Origin of the sequence: Microbacterium halophytorum, from assembly GCF_002970975.1 — a bacterium.
Classification (GTDB): domain Bacteria; phylum Actinomycetota; class Actinomycetes; order Actinomycetales; family Microbacteriaceae; genus Microbacterium; species Microbacterium halophytorum.
In genome coordinates, this window is record NZ_PNFA01000005.1 from 227,110 (window position 1) to 247,122 (window position 20,013).

Annotated in this window: 18 protein-coding genes; 6 read left to right on the top strand and 12 right to left on the bottom strand. The window is 72.3% G+C overall.

Features of this window, described 5'->3' with window-relative positions; all coding sequences use genetic code 11:
- Positions 1 to 30: 30 nt before the first annotated feature.
- The 7 genes from C0010_RS06615 to C0010_RS06645 form a co-directional block, all read right to left on the bottom strand.
- Positions 31 to 546, bottom strand: coding sequence for a DUF1990 family protein (locus tag C0010_RS06615; protein ID WP_105566266.1), 516 nt, complete (start codon positions 544 to 546; stop codon positions 31 to 33).
- Positions 543 to 1,691 carry an AMP-binding protein gene (locus tag C0010_RS06620; protein WP_105566267.1) on the bottom strand — a complete coding sequence of 383 codons (1,149 nt, stop codon included), beginning with the start codon at positions 1,689 to 1,691 and terminating at the stop codon, positions 543 to 545. The genes C0010_RS06615 and C0010_RS06620 overlap by 4 nt, the downstream gene beginning before the upstream one ends.
- Before the next feature lie 28 nt (positions 1,692 to 1,719).
- Positions 1,720 to 2,628 carry a 1,4-dihydroxy-2-naphthoyl-CoA synthase gene (locus tag C0010_RS06625; RefSeq protein WP_105566268.1) on the bottom strand — a complete coding sequence of 303 codons (909 nt, stop codon included), beginning with the start codon at positions 2,626 to 2,628 and terminating at the stop codon, positions 1,720 to 1,722.
- A 141-nt stretch (positions 2,629 to 2,769) separates the two neighbouring features.
- On the bottom strand, positions 2,770 to 3,105 hold the full coding sequence (locus tag C0010_RS06630; RefSeq protein ID WP_105566269.1) for a DUF202 domain-containing protein: 336 nt from the start codon (positions 3,103 to 3,105) through the stop codon (positions 2,770 to 2,772).
- Entirely contained in the window at positions 3,102 to 3,461 is a 360-nt protein-coding gene (locus tag C0010_RS06635) for a YidH family protein (RefSeq protein ID WP_105566270.1), read from the bottom strand. The genes C0010_RS06630 and C0010_RS06635 overlap by 4 nt, the downstream gene beginning before the upstream one ends.
- 46 nt (positions 3,462 to 3,507) lie before the next feature.
- Positions 3,508 to 3,954: a nitroreductase family deazaflavin-dependent oxidoreductase gene (locus C0010_RS06640; protein WP_105566271.1), complete on the bottom strand. Its 447-nt coding sequence runs from the start codon at positions 3,952 to 3,954 to the stop codon at positions 3,508 to 3,510.
- A 66-nt stretch (positions 3,955 to 4,020) separates the two neighbouring features.
- Positions 4,021 to 5,418: a lactonase family protein gene (locus C0010_RS06645; protein ID WP_232531788.1), complete on the bottom strand. Its 1,398-nt coding sequence runs from the start codon at positions 5,416 to 5,418 to the stop codon at positions 4,021 to 4,023.
- Between the two features lie 81 nt (positions 5,419 to 5,499).
- Here C0010_RS06645 and C0010_RS06650 point away from each other — a divergent pair, with 81 nt between their 5' ends.
- Positions 5,500 to 6,501: an o-succinylbenzoate synthase gene (locus tag C0010_RS06650; protein ID WP_105566272.1), complete on the top strand. Its 1,002-nt coding sequence runs from the start codon at positions 5,500 to 5,502 to the stop codon at positions 6,499 to 6,501.
- 152 nt (positions 6,502 to 6,653) lie between these two features.
- Here C0010_RS06650 and C0010_RS15240 read toward each other — a convergent pair whose 3' ends face one another.
- Positions 6,654 to 7,271 (bottom strand): TetR/AcrR family transcriptional regulator, encoded by a 618-nt coding sequence (locus C0010_RS15240; protein ID WP_232531790.1) that lies wholly within the window; start codon positions 7,269 to 7,271, stop codon positions 6,654 to 6,656.
- A gap of 116 nt (positions 7,272 to 7,387) precedes the next feature.
- On the opposite strand from C0010_RS15240, the gene C0010_RS06660 reads away from it, so the two are divergent.
- The 5 genes from C0010_RS06660 to C0010_RS06680 all read left to right on the top strand — a co-directional run bounded on the left by C0010_RS06660 (position 7,388) and on the right by C0010_RS06680 (position 15,238).
- Positions 7,388 to 10,159, top strand: coding sequence for an MMPL family transporter (locus tag C0010_RS06660; protein ID WP_105566273.1), 2,772 nt, complete (start codon positions 7,388 to 7,390; stop codon positions 10,157 to 10,159).
- Positions 10,156 to 12,762, top strand: coding sequence for a YhgE/Pip domain-containing protein (locus C0010_RS06665; RefSeq protein WP_105566274.1), 2,607 nt, complete (start codon positions 10,156 to 10,158; stop codon positions 12,760 to 12,762). The genes C0010_RS06660 and C0010_RS06665 overlap by 4 nt, the downstream gene beginning before the upstream one ends.
- A gap of 111 nt (positions 12,763 to 12,873) precedes the next feature.
- Positions 12,874 to 13,188, top strand: a complete 315-nt coding sequence (locus tag C0010_RS06670) for a hypothetical protein (protein WP_105566275.1) — start codon at positions 12,874 to 12,876, stop codon at positions 13,186 to 13,188.
- Between the two features lie 43 nt (positions 13,189 to 13,231).
- A complete protein-coding gene (locus tag C0010_RS06675; protein WP_158685349.1) occupies positions 13,232 to 13,627 on the top strand; it encodes a hypothetical protein in 396 nt (131 codons plus the stop codon).
- A 126-nt stretch (positions 13,628 to 13,753) separates the two neighbouring features.
- Positions 13,754 to 15,238: an aldehyde dehydrogenase family protein gene (locus tag C0010_RS06680; protein ID WP_105566277.1), complete on the top strand. Its 1,485-nt coding sequence runs from the start codon at positions 13,754 to 13,756 to the stop codon at positions 15,236 to 15,238.
- 180 nt (positions 15,239 to 15,418) lie between these two features.
- On the opposite strand, the gene ccsB is transcribed toward C0010_RS06680, so the two are convergent.
- From ccsB to C0010_RS06700, 4 genes are all read right to left on the bottom strand, one after another.
- Positions 15,419 to 16,444, bottom strand: coding sequence for a c-type cytochrome biogenesis protein CcsB (gene ccsB, locus C0010_RS06685; protein WP_105566402.1), 1,026 nt, complete (start codon positions 16,442 to 16,444; stop codon positions 15,419 to 15,421).
- 226 nt (positions 16,445 to 16,670) lie between these two features.
- Entirely contained in the window at positions 16,671 to 18,479 is a 1,809-nt protein-coding gene (resB, locus tag C0010_RS06690) for a cytochrome c biogenesis protein ResB (RefSeq protein WP_105566403.1), read from the bottom strand.
- Positions 18,480 to 18,507: 28 nt separating this feature from the next.
- Positions 18,508 to 19,293, bottom strand: a complete 786-nt coding sequence (locus C0010_RS06695; RefSeq protein ID WP_105566278.1) for a cytochrome c biogenesis CcdA family protein — start codon at positions 19,291 to 19,293, stop codon at positions 18,508 to 18,510.
- Between the two features lie 46 nt (positions 19,294 to 19,339).
- Positions 19,340 to 19,936: a TlpA disulfide reductase family protein gene (locus tag C0010_RS06700; protein WP_232531792.1), complete on the bottom strand. Its 597-nt coding sequence runs from the start codon at positions 19,934 to 19,936 to the stop codon at positions 19,340 to 19,342.
- Positions 19,937 to 20,013 lie beyond the last annotated feature (77 nt).

Consider the following 20,013-nt stretch of genomic DNA (forward strand, 5'->3'; position numbering starts at 1 on the left):
TGCGGCCGGTGTGACCGCGGCGCCGCCGTCCTATCGCGGCAGCCGCTCGGGCGCGAGCGCGCGCAGATACCGCCTCGTGAATACCTCCTGCAACAGGCGCAGAACCGGGTAGCCGAGCCAGTAGATCAGCCCGGCCGGGCGAGAGAATGCCCGAATGCGGACGCAGACGGATCCGTCATCGCGCCGTTCGATGAGGAAGGCTTCCTCGCCCCGCTCGGGATGACCGGGGAGCGTTCCGTAGGCGAAGCCCGCTCTGTCCGGCTCGTCGACGACATAGACGATCCGGCAGGGGACGTCCCGCGGCCAGCCAGGGATGCGCAGCACGGCCTCATCGCCGGCGCACAGCGCTCGATCCGCTGCCGCCACCCGAATGCCCGCGCCGCGCTGGATCCCCCAGCGCAGCGTCGCATCGGCGGCGCTGCGGAACACGGCATCCCCCTCGCCGATCCGCGCCTCGCGATCGATCGGGCGGAAGCCGTGCGGAACGTCTCGGCCGGGCAGGCTCGCTCCTTGCCCGGGGTAGGTGAATGCGCGGGTCGCGGTCACCGTCCGCTGCCCGCCTTCGCCGTGAGGGCGCGGCGGTCGGGCTTGCCGCTCGACAGGCGCGGGATCCCCTCGACCCGGATGAGGCGGCTGGGGCGGGCGGGCTTGCCCGCCTCGCGCTCGACCGCGGCTCTGGCGGCCTCGAGGAGCCGGGCGGCCGCATCCGGATCCGCGAGCGGGGCCGCGATGACCGGTGTCTGGCCCCAGCGCTCGTCCGGAGCGCCGACGACGACGGCTTCCTCGAGGCCGGGCACGTCGCGCACGATGCGCTCGACGCGGTCGAGCGAGACGTTCACGCCGCCCGAGACGATGACGTTGTCGATGCGGCCCGTCACGCTCAGCACGCCGTCGTGGACCTCGCCCGAATCGCCCGTGCGGTACCAGCGGACGCCGTCCCCGTCGGTGTCGAACGCTTCCGCCGTGCGCTCGGGGTCGTTCAGGTAGCCGTCGGCGAGCGTCGGACCGGCGATGCGGACCTCGCCGTCGACGATCTCGACCGACGTGTCGCCGAGCGGCACCCCGTCGTAGACGCAGCCGCCGCTCGTCTCCGTCGAGCCGTAGGTGCGGACGACGTTCGCGCCCGCGGCCGCCGCCCGCTCGCGCAGGCGCGCGGGCAGCGCCTGGCCGCCCACGAGGATCGCGTCGAAGGACTCGAGCGCGCGCCTGACGTCCGGCGATTCGTCCGCCGCGTCGACGAGCGTCTGCAGCTGTGCCGGCACGAGCGACGTGTACGCCGGCACCCGCTCCCCCGCCTCGTACGAACGCATGCCGCTGGCGGCATGGACGAACGCATCCGGGGTGAACCGGCCCGACAGGATCGCCGGCTCGCGGTCAGCGACGAGCGATCGCACCATCACCTGCACACCCGCGATGTACCCGCCGGAGAGGGGAAGCAGCCAGTGGCCGGAGCCGATGCGCGCGGCCGTCGCCATCGCCGACGACGTCAGTGCCGAGCGCGAGAGCAGCACCGATTTGGGCTCCCCCGTCGACCCGGACGTCGTGAGCACGACCGCCGTGCCGGCGGCGACGGTGCGGGGCAGGTCGGCGCCGGCGCCGAGCGCGACCGCGGGGCCCGCCCCGAGGACCGCCCCGCGCAGGGCGCGGAGCACGTCGCGCGGATCGTCGCTCGCGACCGCCTCGAGCCTCATCGGGTCGCTCCTCTCGCCGGTGTGCGCATCAGTAGTGGTACGGGAACCCCGACCAGTCGGGGTCGCGCTTCTCGAGGAACGAGTCGCGTCCCTCGACGGCCTCGTCGGTGCCGTACGCGAGGCGGGTCGTCTCCCCCGCGAACAGCTGCATGCCGACCATGCCGTCGTCGGCCGCGTTGAAGGCGTACTTCAGCATCCGGATCGCCGTGGGCGACTTGGTCAGGATCGTGCGCGCCATCGCGATCGCCTCGCGCTCGAGGTCGGCGTGATCGACGACGCGGTTGACGGCGCCCATCTCGTAGGCGCGCTGTGCCGAGTACTCCTCCGCGAGGAAGAACACCTCGCGCGCGAACTTCTGGCCGATCTGCTTCGCGTAGTACGCCGAGCCGTAGCCAGCGTCGAACGAGCCGACGTCGGCGTCGGTCTGCTTGAACCGGCCGTGCTCGCGCGACGCGATCGTGAGGTCGCACACGGCGTGCAGCGAGTGGCCGCCGCCGGCCGCCCACCCGGGCACCACGGCGATGACGACCTTCGGCATGAACCGGATGAGCCGCTGCACCTCGAGGATGTGCAGCCGGCCGGCGCGCGCCGGGTCGCTTACGGCGGCGTCGTCATCGGAGTACTTGTAGCCGTCGCGGCCCCGGATGCGCTGGTCGCCTCCCGAGCAGAACGCCCAGCCGCCGTCCTTCGCGCTGGGGCCGTTGCCCGTCAGCAGCACGGCGCCGATCTTCGGGTCGGTGCGGGCGATCTCGAGGGCTCGATACAGCTCGTCGACGGTCGCCGGCCGGAACGCGTTGCGCACTTCGGGGCGGTCGAACGCGATGCGCGCGATGCCGCCGTCGGGCGAGACATGCGCCGTGATGTCGCGGTACTCGCCGGAGCCGGGCGCGGGCACCCAGGCATCCGGATCGAACAGGTCGGAGACGAAGTCGGTCACGCCCCAACCCTACGCGCCGTCGCAGACGCCGAACCCGATGCTCGCCCCCGCGGCCGTCCCGAGCGGACTGTCGTCAGCGAGCGCCGCGGGGACCAGTCAGGTCTGCGGCGGCGGCGCGCGCCACCCGGAACGAGCGCCCGATCACAGCCTTGCGAACGCGATCACCAGGTACACGGCCGCAGATGCACCGATGGCGAGCACGGCCAGGGTGGCGAGGAGGAACGGCGTGCCATCGCCGCCCGTCGCGCCGCGGGCGTGCAGCGACTCGTGCACACGGCGATACCCGTGGGACGCGAGGAAGTAGCTCGTCGCCGCGAATCCGGCGCCGAGAAGGCCCAGGATCACGGCGATGACCCCGAACTCCTGGGCCGTGTAGTGCGTCAGGACGACGCTCGCGAGCGCGAACGACAGGCACGTGCGCCGCCAGGCCAGCAGGGTCCGCTCCGGTTGGAGACCCTGGTCGTAGGGGACGCTCACACGAGGCCGCCGACGAAGATGATCGCGACGCCGACGATCACGCCGACGACCAGGACCCCGCCGATCGACAGGCCGGGCAGTGCCGCGCCGCGCCGCAGCGACTTCTCGGTCGCGACCCAGCCGAACCACGCCTGCACCGCCGCGATGACGCCGAGCACGAGGAAGACGACGGCGCCCGCGAGGCGCCACCCGGCATTGATGGGCAATTGCAGTGCTTCGAGCGCGATCGCCGCGGCGAACAGCGCGAGCGACGTGCGCAGCCAAGCGAGGAACGTGCGCTCGTTCGCGAGGCTGAAGCGCGGATCGGGCTCGTCGCCGTCTCGGTAGACGCGCTGCGGGAATCGCGACTTCGCCATCCGGTCTCCTCCTGGTCGAGATGACCCCAGGGTAGCGGCGAGCAGGTCAGCCGAAGGGGCGGAACTCGACGATCGGGATCACGGGGTCGTGGCCCTGCGCGATCTCCATGGCGGCGCTGAGGCGTTCCCACGCGGCGGGGTGCGCCGCCGCGTAGCGTTCGAGCACAACGCGCGACGCGTCATGGTCGAGCAGGTTCACGTCGACGCGACGGCGGCGCACGCGGCCCGTGCTGAGGTACGCGACGCCGTTCGCGCGCAGGTTGCGGTACCACTGCGACTTCTCACCGAAACCCGATGCGACCCGCAGGGCGCTGCCGGTGCGCTCGGCGACCTCGACGACCACGTAGCGCCGCTCGCCCGACACGCGGCCCTGGTGCTCGATCATGACGAGGCGGTCGCCGAGCATCCAGCCGAAGCCGGCGCGGTAGATGCCGATGGGCAAGCGCATGAGCCAGCGCGTGCCGAGGAGTCGTGCGATGAGCGAATCGATCATGGTGCCTCCCGGTATCGGCGCAGGGCCGCTCCCCGCGCGCCGCTGTCGACGCTACCGGAAGCTGGTCTATGCCGTCGGAAGAATATGCTGCGGGGTCGGCGTCTCGAGGCGATGGCGCACGCGGCCGGGCACGCCCGTGCGCTCGTTGAGGGAGAGCGACGCGATCTCGTCGGACTCCTGACCCGCGACGAGCAGGGTGTCGCGCACGATCACGTGGTGCCGCGGCACCCGGATGCCCGAGTCGACGAGAGCGACCGGCTCGAGCCCTCCGCCCTCGCCGGTGACGCGCAGCACGGACAGGGTGTCGCTGCCCCGCAGGCCCGCGTACAGGAACGCGCAGTCGCGGCCGGCCCCGAGCTCGGCGCCGGTGTCGCCGGCCTGCGCGCCCGTCGCGACCGACGCGACGACGCGCCAGCGCGCATCCGGGCCCTGCGCGAGCGTCCACACCTCGCACGAGAACTCCGTGACGACGTGCAGGTGCCCGCTGGGGTGCACGACCATGTGGCGGGGCCCCGTGCCGAAGGGCAGCACGACCTCGTGGTCGGGCACGAGCCCGGATGCGGCGACCCGCCAGATGCGCACGAGGTCGTAGCCGAGGTCGGTCGTCGCAACCCTGCCGTCGGGCAGGAACGCGGCCGAGTGGGCGCGCGTGGGGCGCGGGGCCGCCGTCGCCGCGTCGGGCGCGCCGGCAGGAGCACCCTCGCCGGAGCTCTCCGCGACCTCGGCGGCGATGCGCTGCGCCTCCTCGCGGGAGACCTCGGTGCCGTCGCGCCGGGCGTCCGCGAGTGCCGCGAGCAGATCATCGGCCGCACCGGCCGGCGCATCCGCCGACGCGAGCAGGCTCGCGATGTCGTCGGAACCGGGCACCAGCAGGCCGCTCGGCAGCTCGGCCGCGTCGGCCCCTGTCACCGCGCTGTCGGCGCTCGGCGAACCGACGCCATCGGCCGCGCCCTCCGCCGCGGCGAGCGCCGCGCGCTCGGCCTCGGCCACGACGCCGAGGCCGGCGCCGGCGCGGGCCCAGTCCGGCCCGACGCCGTCGACGCCGTAGGGGTCGTCGGCCGCCTTCGCGAGCGACGGGGTGCCTGGCGAGCCGTCGGCGCGCAGCGGCATGTGCACGACGCGGCCGTCGCCCCAGCAGGAGGCGACGAGGCGCGAGCCATCGGGCGCGACGGCGATATGGCACACGGCCTCGCCCGCGTCGACGGGCGCACCGAGCGGCTCGAGCGAGGTTTCGCCCGTGCGCCGGTACGCCGCAACGCGGCCGGAGCCCTCGAGCGCGGCGTAGACCACGTCGAGCCGCGGATGCGGGGCGAGCCAGGTCGGCGACGGCGCGTCGACGGCGATGCCGCGGTCGGCGAACGCCCCGCCTGCCAGCGGCGAGTCGGCCTCGCCCGCCGTCACGGCGGTGATGCCCGCGCCCTGCCTGCCCATGTCGGCGCCGCGCGCCCCGATCCAGAACCTCATGCGTCCATCCTGCCCCGAACGCGGGCCCCGCCTCGCCGCGGCACCGGGGCCGGGCGCCACCGATGCGACTAGATTCGACGCATGAGCGAGCCGACTGACACCGCCGTCCCGGCCATCGACGAGATCCTCGAGCGCACCAGGGTGGTCTCGCTTCCGATGGCGACGCGCTTCCGCGGCGTCGACCACCGCGAGGCGGCGCTGATCGAGGGGCCAGAGGGGTGGGCGGAGTTCTCGCCGTTCCTCGAGTACGACGCGCCGGAGGCCGCGACGTGGCTCGCCGCGGCGCTCGACTTCGCGTGGCGTCCGCAGCCTCGGGCACGACGCGACCGCGTGGGCGTGAACGCCACGGTTCCCGCCGTCTCGGCCGCCGAGGTACCGGATGTCTTGGCCCGGTTCGACGGCTGCCGCACCGCAAAGGTGAAGGTCGCCGAGCGCGGGCAGACGCTCGCCGATGATGTGGCGCGGGTGCGCGCCGTGCGCGACGCGCTCGGGCCGGAGGGACGCATCCGCGTCGACGCGAACGGCGGCTGGAACGTCGACGAGGCCGAGCACGCGGCGCACGCCCTCAGCGAGTTCGACCTGGAGTACATCGAGCAGCCGTGCGCGACGGTCGAGGAGCTCGCCCAGATCAGGGAGCGGCTGACGGATTGGGGCATCCCGATCGCCGCCGACGAGTCGGTGCGCAGGGCCGATGATCCCCTGGCGGTCGCACGGGCGGGCGCCGCCGACATCCTCGTGATCAAGGCCCAGCCGCTCGGCGGCGTGCGGCGGGCCCTCGCCATCGTCGCGGAAGCGGGGCTGCCGGCCGTCGTCTCGTCCGCGCTGGATACGAGCGTCGGGCTCGCCCAGGGAGCGGCGCTCGCGGCCGCGCTGCCCGAGCTCGACTACGACTGCGGGCTCGGCACGGCGGCCCTCCTCGCCGCCGACGTCGCCGAGCCGCGGCTCGCGCCCTTGGGCGGCGAGATTCCTGCGGGCCGGGTCGTCCCCGCCGCCGCGCTCCTCGACGAGCACGCGGCGAGCGCCGAGCGCGAAGCGTGGTGGCACGCCCGCATCCGCGCGGCGCACACGCACCTCACCGGATGACCGGCTGACACAACGCAGTCGATCCGCACCCCGCGGCGACCGTTGCCGGCGGACTCCCGCGGGCGGCGCAATGCCGGCACCGAGGATCGACTGCGTTGTGCACACGCCGGCCCGCGCGCCGTGTCCGACCGGACGGCGCCGACGAGGAGCGTCTATGCGATCAGCGCCTCAGCCATGCGGGCGACGGCTTCGTGCGACGCGCGGTTGCGCTCCTCCTCCGGGAGCCCAGCGATGACCCCGTTGCGCGCCGTCGAGTCCCACGTCGTCATGAGCACGCGTGCGGCGAACCCCGCATCGACGCGGAGCTCGATGTGCCGGTTGCGCAGCACCTGCTCGACGATCGCGGTGACCTCGTCGACGAAGCGCTCGTACTGCGCGATCAGCGCTGCTCCGAACTCGCTGTCGCGCATCGCGCGGAGCTCGCTCTCGACCGACAGAATCGTATCGTCGCGCGACGCACCGAGCGTGTCGAGCACCCGCAGCAACGACCGGATGTCTCGCCCGTCCGACGGCTCCGTCTCGCTCTCGACCTGCGCGATCCGGCTTCGCACGCGCTCGAGCTGGCGACTGCCCGCCGCCGCTGAGAGCTCGAGGAAGAGCTGGTCCTTGGTCTCGAAATTGGAGTAGAAGGCGCCGCGCGTGAAACCGGCACGATCGCAGATCGCCTCGACGGACGCGCCGGCGATGCCGACCTCCGCGAACACCTCCGCCGCCGCCTCGAGCAGCCTCGCCCGCGTGTTCTCGCGGCTCCTGGTCTGTTCTGCGCCCACGCGCCCCACCTTCTCACATGCGATGCCCAGCCGTCCGAGGGCTCGCCGCTCTACGATACACTTACGTACTGGATACAGTGTTGTATCGAATCGTCCCCTGTATCCGGAGGCACCGCGTGTCCACCCTTCTGTACTCCCTCGGCCGCTGGTCGTTCCGCCGCCCCTGGCGCGTGCTCGGCGCCTGGGTGCTGCTCCTGCTCGTCGTCGGGGGCGGCGCCCTCGGCCTGAACAAGGGCTTCGACAACTCGTTCACGATCCCGGGCACCGAGTCCCAGGAGGGGCTCGACCAGCTGTCGCGCACGTTCCCCCAGGTCGCCGGCACGAGCGCCCAGGGCATCGTCGTGGCGGCCGACGGGCACAGCATCACCAGCGATTCGTACCGCGAGCCGATCGAGGAGTTCGTCGACGCGGTCGCCGATGTCGACGGCGTGTCCGCCGCGAACTCTCCCTACGACGAACTCGTCGAGGGCATGATCTCCGACGATGCGACGTCCGCGATCATCCAGGTGCAGGTCGACGGCGACATGACCTCGATCCCGGATGACACCAAGGAGCAGATCCAGAGCGACTTCGCCGCGCTGCAGACCGAACTGCCGAACGGCGCTGAGTCGGCCCTTGGCGGCGACCTGTACGCGACGGAGCTGCCGACCGTCACCATCACGGAGGCGTTCGGCGTGCTCGTCGCCCTCATCGTGCTGATCATCGCGTTCCGCGCCGTCGCGATGGCGGGCGTCCCGCTCGCCGTCGCGCTGCTCGGCGTCGGCGTCTCCATGCTCGGCATCGTCGCCGCGACCGGCTTCGCGACCGTCAGTTCCACGACCCCGCTGCTCGCGCTCATGCTCGGCCTCGCGGTCGGCATCGATTATTCGCTGTTCATCGCCGCGCGGCATCAGGACCAGGTGCGCGACGGGGTCCCGCTCGAGGAGTCCGCCGCCCGCGCGACCGGCACGGCCGGATCCGCCGTCGTGTTCGCCGGCGTCACCGTGCTCATCGCGCTCATCGGCCTCGGCTTCGCCGGCATCCCGTTCCTCACGACGATGGGCATCGCCGCCGCGATCTCGGTGGCGGTCGCGGTCGCGATCGCCGTGACGCTCACGCCCGCACTGCTCGGCTTCGTCGGGGCGCGCGCCGCCGGCCGCCCGAAGAAGCCGAGGAAGGGCGGGAAGGCGAAGCCGGCGAAGGTCGGCTTCGCCCGCCGCTGGGTCGGGCTCGTCACGCGCCACCCCATCGTGACGACGATCGCCGTCGTGCTCGGGCTCGGCATCGTCGCCATCCCGTCGACGCAGCTCGCGCTCGCCCTCCCGAACGCCGGAGTCCTCCCGGAGGAGTCCGAGGCCCGCCAGGCGTACGACCTGACCGGTGAGCACTTCGGCGACGGCTTCAACGGCCCGCTCATCCTGACCGGAACGATCGTCACGAGCGACGACCCGCTCCGCCTGATGGACAACATCGCCGACGAGGTCGAGCAGGTGCCCGGCGTCGCGTCCGTGCCCATGTCGACGCCGAACGAGGCCGCCGACACCGGCATCGTCCAGATCGTACCGGAGACCGGCCCCTCCGACCCCGAGACGGCCGACCTCGTGCGGGAGCTGCGCAGCCACCACGACGAGTGGCTCGACGAGTTCGGCATCGACCTCAAGGTCACCGGCTTCACGGCGGTGTCGATCGACATCTCCGACCAGCTCGGCGACGCGCTGCTGCCCTTCGGCATCTTCGTCGTCGGCCTGTCGTTCATCCTGCTCATGATCGTCTTCCGCTCGATCTGGGTTCCCCTCAAGGCCGCGCTCGGCTACCTGCTGTCGATCCTCGCGGCGTTCGGCGTCGTGACGATGGTGTTCGAGTGGGGCTGGGGCGCCGACCTGCTGCACGTCGCCAAGACGGGCCCCGTCATCGCATTCATGCCGATCGTCGTCATGGGCGTGCTGTTCGGCCTCGCCATGGACTACGAGGTGTTCCTCGTCTCGCGCATGCGCGAGGACTACGTGCACGCCGTGCGCCGCCTGGGCCCGATCACCGACAGGGCGAGCAAGCGGGCCGCGAACGACGTCGCCGTGGAGTCGGTGCGCTCCGGCTACGCCGCGTCCGCCCGCGTCGTCTCGGCCGCTGCCGTCATCATGTTCGCCGTGTTCGCGGCGTTCGTGCCCGAGGGCGATAGCAACATCAAACCCATCGCGCTCGCGCTCGCATCCGGCATCGCCTTCGACGCGTTCCTCGTCAGGATGACGCTGGTGCCGGCCGTGATGGCCCTGCTCGGGCGCCACGCGTGGTGGATGCCCCGCTGGCTCGAGCGCATCCTCCCCCACTTCGACGTCGAGGGCGAGGCCGTCGAGCGCGAGCGCAGCCTCGCCGACTGGCCCGAGCCCGGCTCGACCGCTGTCGTCGCCGCCGACGACCTGCGCGTCGCCGCGGGCGACCGGGTGCTCGTCGACGGCCTCTCGCTGCGGGTCGAACCGGGCGAGGCGGTCGTGCTGGCGACCCCGGATGCCGTGGCCGCGCGGGCCGCTTCGCTCGCGATCGCCGGGCGCGCGTCGTCGGAGGGCCTGCTGCGCGTGGCGGGGCACCTGATGCCGGGCCGCGCCGCCTGGGTCAGGAAGCACGTCGGCCTCGCCGAGCTCGGCGGCGCTCCTTCCCCCGACGAGGCGACGGCCCAGGCGCTGCGCGGCTCGCCGCCGCTCGTCGTGCTCGACGGCGTCGACCGCCTCGACGCGGCCCAGCGCGACCAGCTGGCCGCGGCCCTCCGCGACGCGGCGCAGGCCGCCGACCCCGCCCGCCCGCTGGCCGTCTTCGTGACGGCCGCCGATGCCGGCGCCGCCCGCACCGCCCTCGCGGCGGCCGGCTGGCCCGACGCCCGCACGCTCGACCTGAATCGCACAGAGGTGACCGCATGACCCTCCTGGAACGCGCCCGCGCGCGCAAGCCCATCACCTGGCTGACCGTCGTCGGCATCGTGCTGCTTCCCGTGGTGATCGGAGGAGTGCTGATCGCCGCGCTGCACGACCCGACCGAGCGGCTCGAGAACATGACCGCCGCGATCGTCAACGACGACGAGGCAGTCACGGTCGACGGGCAGCTCACCCCGCTCGGCCGGCAGCTGTCCTCCGGCCTCGTCTCCGGCTCCGACGACGCCGACAGCAACCTCACGTGGGTGCTGTCCAATGACGAGGATGCGGAGGCGGGCCTCGCCGACGGCAGCTACCAGGCCGTCGTGACGATCCCGGAGAACTTCTCGGCGGCCGCCATGTCGTCGGCCGAGAACCTGTCGGGCGACGACGCGGCGCCCGAGCAGGCCACGATCGACGTCGAAACAGCCCCGGATGCCCTCGTGGTCGACCAGGCCATCGCCGACCAGCTCGCGGCGGCCGCCGCCGGCTCGATGGGCGACATGCTCTCCGAGGCGACCATGAGCAACCTGCTCGTCGGTTTCAGCACGATGGGCGAGCAGCTCGGCGATGCGGCCGACGGTGCGGAGCAGCTCGCGGACGGCGCGGGCGAGGCCGAGGACGGGGCCGGCGAGCTCGCCGATGGCGCGGATCACCTCGCGGACGGCGTCGGCCAGTTGGGCGACGGCATCGGCCAGCTCGCCGATGGCGCGGGCGACGCGTCCACCGGCGCGTACGAGCTCTCGGACGGCGCTCGCGCTCTCGCCGACGGCGCTCCCGCGCTCGCCGACGGCGCCGGCGAACTGGCGGCAGGCGCATCCGGGGTCGCCGACGGGGCCGACGAGCTCACGACCGGCGCCGACCAGCTCGCCGGCGGCGCGAGCGGCCTCGCCGAAGGCGCCGCGGGCCTCGCGGACGGCATCGACCAGCTCGGCGCGGGCATCTCGGGCGATGGCACCGCCGGGAACCCCGGGCTCGAGGGCGGCGCCCGCCAGCTCGCCGACGGCACGGCTCAGCTCGAGGAGGGCATCGCCGGCGACGGCGGCGTCGCCGCTGGGGCGGCTCAGCTCGCTGCCGGCCTCGACGAAGTCAAGACGGGCGTCATCGGATCCGGCACCGCCGAGAATCCAGCGCTCGTGCAGGGCGCGAACGGCGTCTCCGAGGCGATGGGCGGCATCAGTAGCGGGCTGAACGGCGACGGCAGCGCCGAGAACCCCGGCCTTGCGGCCGGAAACGCGCAACTGGCCAGCGGTTTGGAGGAACTCGCGGCGAGCTGCGCCGCGAGCGGCGGCAGCGCCGAGTTCTGCGAGCGGCTCGCAGGTGCCTCGTTCCAGGCCGACGGCCTCGCGACGGGAGCGGCGGATCTCGCCACTGCCGCGTCGCAGGCGGCGCCGGGCGCCACGGAGCTCGCGGAGGGCGTCTCGGCACTCGCCTACGGTGTCATTCCGCTCGCCGACGGCGCGCAGCAGCTCTCGGACGGCACGGCGCAGATCGCCGACCAGCTGCCCGCACTCACCGCGGGGGCGGAGTCGCTCGCCGACGGAGCAGAGCAGCTGGGCGCGGGCATCCCCCAGCTCTCGGACGGCGCGCACCAGCTCGCCGACGGCGGCGCCTCGCTGTCTGGCGGGGCCGCGCAGCTCGCCGACGGCACGGGCCAGCTCGCGGACGGGGCCGGCGCGCTCTCGGGCGGCGCCTCGCAGCTCGCCGACGGCACGGAGCAGTTGGGCGGCGGCGCGAGCGCCCTGGCCGAAGGAACGTCGAGCCTTGCGGACGGCGTCGGGCAGCTCGCGACGGGCGCCGGGCAGGCGGCGGCCGGCGTGCCGACCCTGCAGGACGGCGCGATCCAGCTCTCCGAGGGTGCGTCCGGCCTCGGCGACGGCGTCGGCCAGTTGGGCGACGGCGCCGGCGAGCTCGCCGACGGGCTCGGCACGGCCGTCGACTCCGTGCCCTCCTACACGCAGGCCGAGGCCGACGACCTCGCGACGGTCGTCGCGAACCCCGTCGCCGCCTCATCCGGGACGGGCCTGTTCGGGGCGTCGGCGATCCCGCTGCTCGTGGTCGCGGTGCTGTGGTTCGGCTCGCTCGCGACGTTCTTCGTGCTGCGCGCCTTCCCCGCGGCGGTGATGGCCTCGCGCCGCTCGTCGGCGTTCCTCGCGGGCCGCTCGCTGCTGCCGGCCGCCGTGATCGGCGCGGTGCAGGGCGCCGCAGTGGCGGGCATCGTCCAGCTCGCCTCCGGCTACGACGCCGCCGAGTTCTGGCCGCTTCTCGGGCTGTCGGTGCTCGCGGGCGTCTCGTTCGCCGCCGTGAACCAGGCGCTCGTCGCGGTTTTCCGCGGCGCGGGCCGCTGGATCGCCGGCATCGTCGGCGCCTACTCGGTCGCGATCGGCATCGTCTCGACGATGCCCGCCGCCCTGCTCGCCATCCGGCCCCTGCTGCCGACGAGCCCCGCGTTCGACGGCATGATCGCCGCGATCACCGGCACGAGCGGCGCGGGCGCCGCAACGGTCGCCCTGCTCATCTGGGGCGTGGTCTCGTTCATCGCGACGACGATCGCCGTCACGGCGCGCCGCACCGTGAGCTCGAAGGCCCTGATCGCTCCCGCCGCCGCGTAAGCCGGCCGCACGAGCCGCGCCGCCGATCTTCCCGGGGTCGGCGGCGCGGCTTCGCCGTGCGCGGGAAGCGCTCCCGGTGACAGAGGCGGGCAAGGCGGTACCATCCTGCCTATGGAGCCGCCGAACGACCTCTTCATCGTCGAGCTGTCCCCGGAATGGGGGTTCGGCGACATGGTGCTCGGAACGCTTCCGGTGTCCGCGGAGACGCGGCAGAGGGCCGCATCCTGGAACGAGACGTGGGAGACCGTTCTGAATCCCGTATCGGAGATCCGCTGGCCCGATGCGAACGTCGGTCGCGCATGGTACCGCGAGGGATTGGACCTCATCGACGCGATCCAGCAGGAGCTCGGGGGTCGGTATCGCGTCATGAACGGATTCTCCGCCTACAACCCCGACGCCGACCCGCAGCGGGCGGGATCGACGTGACGCTGACCTCGACTGCCGCGGTATCGCAGACGTGGAGCCGCGCATGACTCGACCCCGGATGCACAGGCCGATGGCGGCCGCAGCGATCTGCCTCGGCGTTCTCGCTCTGGCCGCGGGATGCAGCGATGGCAGCTCCTTCGCCGACCTGGAGCGGGAGCCGTCCGCCGATGATGCCCTTCCGATGCCTGAGAGCGGGCTCGACGGAGTGGATCTGGGCTCCGTGCGCTACGTCGGCGATCACGAGGGGACCGAGGTCTGGGTGGCCCGTGCGGCAGACTTCCGGCAGGACATCTGTCTGGCCCTGATGCCCAGCGACGGCGCATGGAGCGTGGCCTGCGGCGGGGTGTGGCTGAAGACCAACGGCTTCGTCGTGCAGGCGGATGGGGCTCTCGCGGACGACGACTGGGTCCGCGTCTCACACAACGTCTGGGCGTACTGACTGCGTGCTCCGTTCGGATCGGTTCGACCTTCCCGTTCCCTCCCCGTCATCGGCGTGGGATATTGAGAGCGGTCGCACCCCGAGCGGCGATGGCGCCGCACCACCCGATCGAAGGAGAGTGATCCGATGTCGGATCAGCCCGCCGTGACAACGGCTCTGTACATCAACGGCTCCGAGCGCACGACCGCGGACGTGCTCCGCATCGCCGACCCCGCCAAGCCCGGCCGTATCGTAGGCGAGGCCGCCTCGGCGACGCCGCAGGACGTCGACGATGCCGTGGCCGCCGCGAAGGCCGCGTTCCCCGCATGGTCGGCGCTCAGCCCGCAGGAGCGCGCGAAGCAGATGGCCGATGCGGTCGCGACGCTCGGCGACCACCGCGACGACGACGCGGCGATCCTGTCGCAGGAGAACGGCAAGGTCGTCGGCGAAGCGTGGGCCGACGCATTCGTGTTCGAGCTGCGCTGGAACCTCGCCCTCGCCGAGACCGACAGGGTCGACGCCGTCGAGACGCTCGAGCCGGCTCCGGGCATCCCCGTGACGACGCAGGTCGGCTACCAGCCGCTCGGCGTCGTCACCGTGATCGTGCCGTTCAACTGGCCGATCGCGATCCTCGCCGCGTCGCTCCCCCACGCACTGCTGGCGGGCAACACCGCGATCGTGAAGCCGCCGCCCTCGGCCCCGCTCGCGACCACCCGGGTCGTGCAGCGCGTCGCCGAGCGCTTGCCGGCCGGCGTGCTGCAGGTCGTCACGGGCGAGGACGCGAACATGTCGTCGCTCATCCGGAACACCGACGTCGCGAAGGTCTGCTTCACGGGCTCGGTCAGCGGCGGCAAGAAGATGATGGAGATGGCCTCGCAGTCGCTCACCCGCGTCACGCTCGAGCTGGGAGGCAACGACGCGGCGATCGTCACGGAGGACGCCGACCTGTCCGACACGCACCTCGACCGGATGTTCGCGGCCGTATACGACTCGACCGGACAAATCTGCATGAACGCGAAGCGCATCTATGTGCACCGCTCGCGCCTAGATGACGTCGTGGCGGGGCTCGAGGCACGGCTGCAGAAGACCGTGCTCGGCTACGGCCTCGACGAGGGGACGACGATGGGCCCTCTGCACCAGCCGGCGCAGAAGACGTTCGTCGAAGACCTCATCCGGGAGGCGAAGGAGTCGGGCGCCGAGGTCCGCGAGTACGGGGAGCTGCCGGGCGGCGAGCTCGACGGCGGCAACTTCCTGCGGCCGGCCCTCGTGATCGATCCGGACCCATCGCTGCGCGTGGTGACGCAGGAGCAGTTCGGGCCCGTGATCCCGATCATCCCGTTCGATTCCGAGGAAGAGGCGATCGCGAGCGCCAACGACTCGTGGGGCGGCCTGTGCGGCAGCGTGTGGACGTCGGACCCCGAGACGGCGCAGCGCATCGGCTCGCGGCTCGAGTGCGGCTACGTCTGGTTCAACGACCACGGCGCGACGCGCCTCGACCTGCGCGCGCCGTTCGGCGGCGTGAAGCAGTCGGGCTTCGGTCGCGAGCAGGGCATCCACGGAGTGCGCGACTTCCAGGACACCCGATCGCTGGCCACGCTCGACGAGGAGGCCCTCGCGGCGATGGCGCACTGAGCCGACACGGTCGAGACCCCGGATGCCCCTACCGCGCTCGTTGCGCGGCAGGGGCATCCGGGGTCTGCGATTGCGCCTATGGATGATCGGTTCGCGAGTGCCGTGATGGCAAGGCGGACGAGGAGCGGGCCCCAGGCCAGCGACGAGGACAACGCCGCCAGCGCGGTGCTCGCGGGCCGATCAGAGCCCTGAGTAGGCGTGGAGGCCGTCGAAGTACATGTTCACGATGGTGAAGTTGAAGATCACCGCGGCGAAGCCGACGATCGCGAGCCAGGCCGAGCGCGTGCCGCGCCAGCCGCGGGTCGCGCGGGCGTGGATGTAGCCCGCGTAGAGCACCCAGATGATGAAGGTCCAGACTTCCTTCACGTCGAAGCCCCAGTAGCGGCCCCAGGCGTCCTGCGCCCAGATCGCGCCGGCGATCAGCGTGAAGGTCCAGAAGATGAAGCCGATGATCGCGAGGCGGTACGCGAGGCCCTCGAGCGCCTCGGCCGAGGGCAGCGTGCGCAGGAAGCTGCGCTTGGGCTCCTCGCCGTTCTCCGCGGCGACGACCGCCAGACGCTCGCGCCTCGCCTGCATCAGCTGCACGACGCTGAGCCCGAATGCGAGCGCGAGGAACGCCGTGCCGAGCGAGGCGACGAACACGTGGATGACGAGCCACGCCGACTTCAGCGGGTCCATCAGCGGCACGATCTCGACGTAGAAGATCGACGACGACGCGAGCAGCACCGTGACGAGACCGGTCATGAACGTGCCGAGGAAGCGCAGGTCCTTCCAGAACAGCACGCCGAGGTAGACGGCCATGATGAGCAGCGTGCCCGTCATGGCGAACTCCCACATGTTCGACCACGGCACGCGGCCGGCCGCGACGCCGCGCAGCACCGTCGCGGCGAGGTGCATGACGAAGCCGAGCGCCGCGAGGGCCGTGCCGATGCGGGCGAACACGCGCCGCTTCGGGGGTTCGGCGCCCGCGGGAACCGCACTCGAAGCGGCTGCGCGCGTGACGGTTCCGACGGATGATGCCGAGGCCGCGTTCAGCGCCCCGACCTTCTCGCGCGCGGGCGCGCGCACCGCGTCCTTGACCTCGATCGACTCCTGCGACCGCTTCGACAGGTCGACGGCGTAGGCGATGAAGCTCAGCGTGTAGATCGCGACCGCGGTCCACACGAGGATCACGGAGTAGGTGTCGAGTGCTGCGACGTCCGGCATGCCCGCCACACTACGCCGCCCCACCTGCGTTCTGCCGGGGAATCGCCCCCGCCGGGCGCCCCGCTGCGTGGTCGCGCGGCCCGCTCACGTGCCGCCACCTGCGGGTGCGACTGACCAGAGTCGCGCCTAGTGACACCTGAACGGGAAGGGGTGCCGCTCAGGTGTCACGTCCTGCGGGTTCCGTCGCCCGAGAGCCGCGACTGGCGGTACCTGAGCGGTGGCAGCATCAGCGGGTCGGCGGGTGCTCCTCGACGCCGAGCGACGCCAGGTGCTTGTCGGCGAGCTGGTCGACGGCGGCCCTCAGCGTCGGGTCCTCGCCGCGGGCGAGGCCCGCGTACTCGAGCTCGACGCCGTCGGCGCCCTCCGTGGCCTTCACCCACATCCGGCGACGGGGCACGAACAGCGCCGTCAGCAGGCCCAGCACCGCGAGCACGGCGAACAGCAGCACCCAGGGGGCCGAGGCGTCGTGGTGCACCTGCAGCGACGCGAAGCGCTTGACCGACTCGGTCATGCCGATCGAGTCGTCGGCGCCCTCCGGGGTCTCGTCCTCGAATGTGATGGTGCCCATCCCGTTCGGAAGATCGGCCGTGTCTCCCGGTGCGAGCTCGATCGACTCGCGATCGGTGTCGCGGCCCGTGAGCTTGTCCATGCCGTCGGTGTCGAGGGCGTACACGTTGCGGGGTGTGCCGTCGTCGATGCCGAGGTCGCCCGCGTACACGTCGAGCGTCAGGAGCGGGTTCAGCAGATCGCCGTACTGCGAGGCGTAGGCGCCTGTCGTCAGCTCCGCCACCGTCGGGTAGAAGAAGCCGACGAGGCCGAGCTGCTCCGGCAGGCCGTCGGCGACCTTGATGACGCCCTGCGACGTCATCTGCGCGTCGCCCGACGGCAGGAATGCCACCGAGTCCTCGTAGACGACCTCGCCGTCCGCATCGCGGATCGTCACGGTCGGGGCGTAGCCGTTGCCGAGCAGGTAGATGCTGTCGTGGCCGACCTGCAGCGGCTCGTTCACCTTCACGACGCCGGGCTCCGGCTCCTCGCCCGGGTGGGTGATCGTGACGTTGGCGGCGAAGTCGCCCGCCTGGCTCATCGCGTTGCTGCCCGGCGGCTGGTACGTGACGTCGAAGCTGTCGAGCGTCATCGCGTACGGCTCGAGCGCGTCCTCCGAGACGAACTGGCCGCGGTTCATCGACGAGTAGTCGAGCAGCGTGTTCACGAAGGTGGTGCCCTCGATGACGACGCGCTGCCCCGTGTACTTGAGGGTGCCGCCGATGCCGACGGCGATCAGCACGCCCACGAGCGCCGCGTGGAAGACGAGGTTGCCCGTCTCGCGCAGGTAGCCGCGCTCGGCCGAGACGCTCTTCACGGCCGGACGGGAGCCGACCGCGTCGGTGTCGTACCGCTCGACGCGGTATCCGGAGGCCTTCAACTGCTTCGTCGCGGCCGCGATCGCCTCGTCGGCATCGACGTGCGCCGTCGTCGCGCGGTGGTCGGCGAGGCGGCCGAGCCGCACGGGCGTGCGCGGCGGCCGGGAGCGGAGTGCCTTGAGATGGTGCTTGGTGCGCGGCAGGATGCAGCCCACGAGAGAGATGAACAGCAGGATGTAGATCGCCGAGAACCACGCGGAGTGGTAGACGTCGAACATCTGGACGCTCTCGAGGAGCGGGAACAGGTCGGGGTGGTCGGCCTGGTACTGCGTCACGCCGTTCGGGTCGGCGGAGCGCTGGGGGAACAGCGAACCGGGCACGGCCGCGACGGCGAGCAGGAGCAGCAGCACGAGCGCCGTGCGCATGCTCGTCAGCTGCCGCCACGCCCAGCGGAGCCAGCCGACGACGCCGAGCTTCGGCGAGACGACCCCGGATGCCGGCGCCGAGTCGAAGTGGTCGGACGGGCGCTGCGGGTCGGACGCGTCCGCGCCCGTGGTGTCGGCGCCGCTCGCGGTGCGGGCGCCGCGGCTGCGCGGTGCGGCGTCCGATGCCTCGGCTTCCGGGGCCTGCTCGCCTGCGGCATCCGGGTTCGCGTCGTTCTCGCCTGGCACGTGGCCGCCCTTCGCATTCGAGTCGGGGTCAGAGGAGCGCCGGGACACTGGCGAACACCCCCTGCAGGTGCAGCATCCACGCGGTCCAGACACCCGTGGCCATCAGCAGGCCGAGGGCGACGAGCATGATGCCGCCGATGATGTTGACGGCGCGCACGTGGCGCCGCAGGAACCCGATCGCGCGGGTCGCCCAGCCGAAGCCGAGCGCGACGAGCAGGAACGGAATGCCGAGGCCGAGCGAGTACGCCAGCCCCAGGATCGCGGCGCGGAGGGCGTCGCCCTGCAGGTACGCGATCGAGGTGATGGCCGTCAGCGTCGGGCCGATGCACGGCGCCCAGCCCAGGCCGAGCGCGACGCCGAGCAGGGGCGCCCCGATCAGGCCGAGGTTGCCCTTGATCTGCGGGCGTTTGATGTTCTGCGCGAAGCCGAAGAAGCCGATGAACACGAGCCCCATCGCGATGATCACACCGCCGAGGATGCGCATGACGAGGTCGCCGTACTGCAGGCTGAAGCGCTGCATCATGCCGCCGGCCATGCCGCCGAGCACGATGATCGTGACGAACACGAGCGTGAAGCCGGCGATGAACAGCAGCACGCCGCCGACGAGCCGCCCGCGCGCCTGTGTCTCGGTCGAGCCGTCGCTCGGCAGCACGCTGACGTCGCGCCGGGGAGCAACGGCGCCGGCGATGAAGCCGAGGTAGCCGGGGATGAGCGGCAGCACACACGGCGACAGGAACGACAGCAGCCCTCCGAGCAGCGCGATCGGGATCGCGACCCAGAGCGCGCCGTCGAAGACGAGGGAACCGGCGTCCATCAGGTGGCCGTCGATCCGGATGCGGCGCGGCCGCTGCTCGCGCTCGTCATGCCTCGTCGAGAGTGTCGCCGACCAGGGTGGACAGCACGCTGGGGCCCTCGAGCTCGCCGATGATGCGGGCCGCGATGCGCCCCTGCTTGTCGATCACGAGCGTCGTGGGCGTGGCCTGGATCGGCGTCTCGGCGGCGAACGCGAGCTTCACGGCGCCCGTGTTCACGTCGATGATGCTCGGGTAGGTCACCCCGTTGTCGCGCGCAAAGCTCACGGCTGTGGGGGCCTGGTTGTACGTGTTGACGCCGACGAACTGCACTCCGTCGCCCTGGTACTGCTGCCAGACCTCCTCGAGGTCGCCGGCCTCGGCGATGCACGGGCCGCATTCGGCGTACCAGAAGTTGATCACGGTCACGTCGCCGGCGGTGTCGTCGCTCGAGAGCTGCTCGCCCGTCTCGGTCTCGCCGGCCCACTCGACGGGCTCGCCTCGGTCATCCGGAGCGATCTCGTCGACGCGGAAGTCGCTCGCGATGTAGCCCTTGTTGTCGCCGGAGCGGTACTGGTCGGCGACCGGGTCCGCCGAGCAGCCGGCGAGCGCGGCGCCCGCCACGGCGATGGCGGCGATGGCGGCGAATCGGATGGCGCGGGTCACGCTGGAATCCTACGGATCCTGCCGTGGAATCAGCTGGACGCGACTGCCGACCGGCCGCCGGGGACACAACGCAGTCG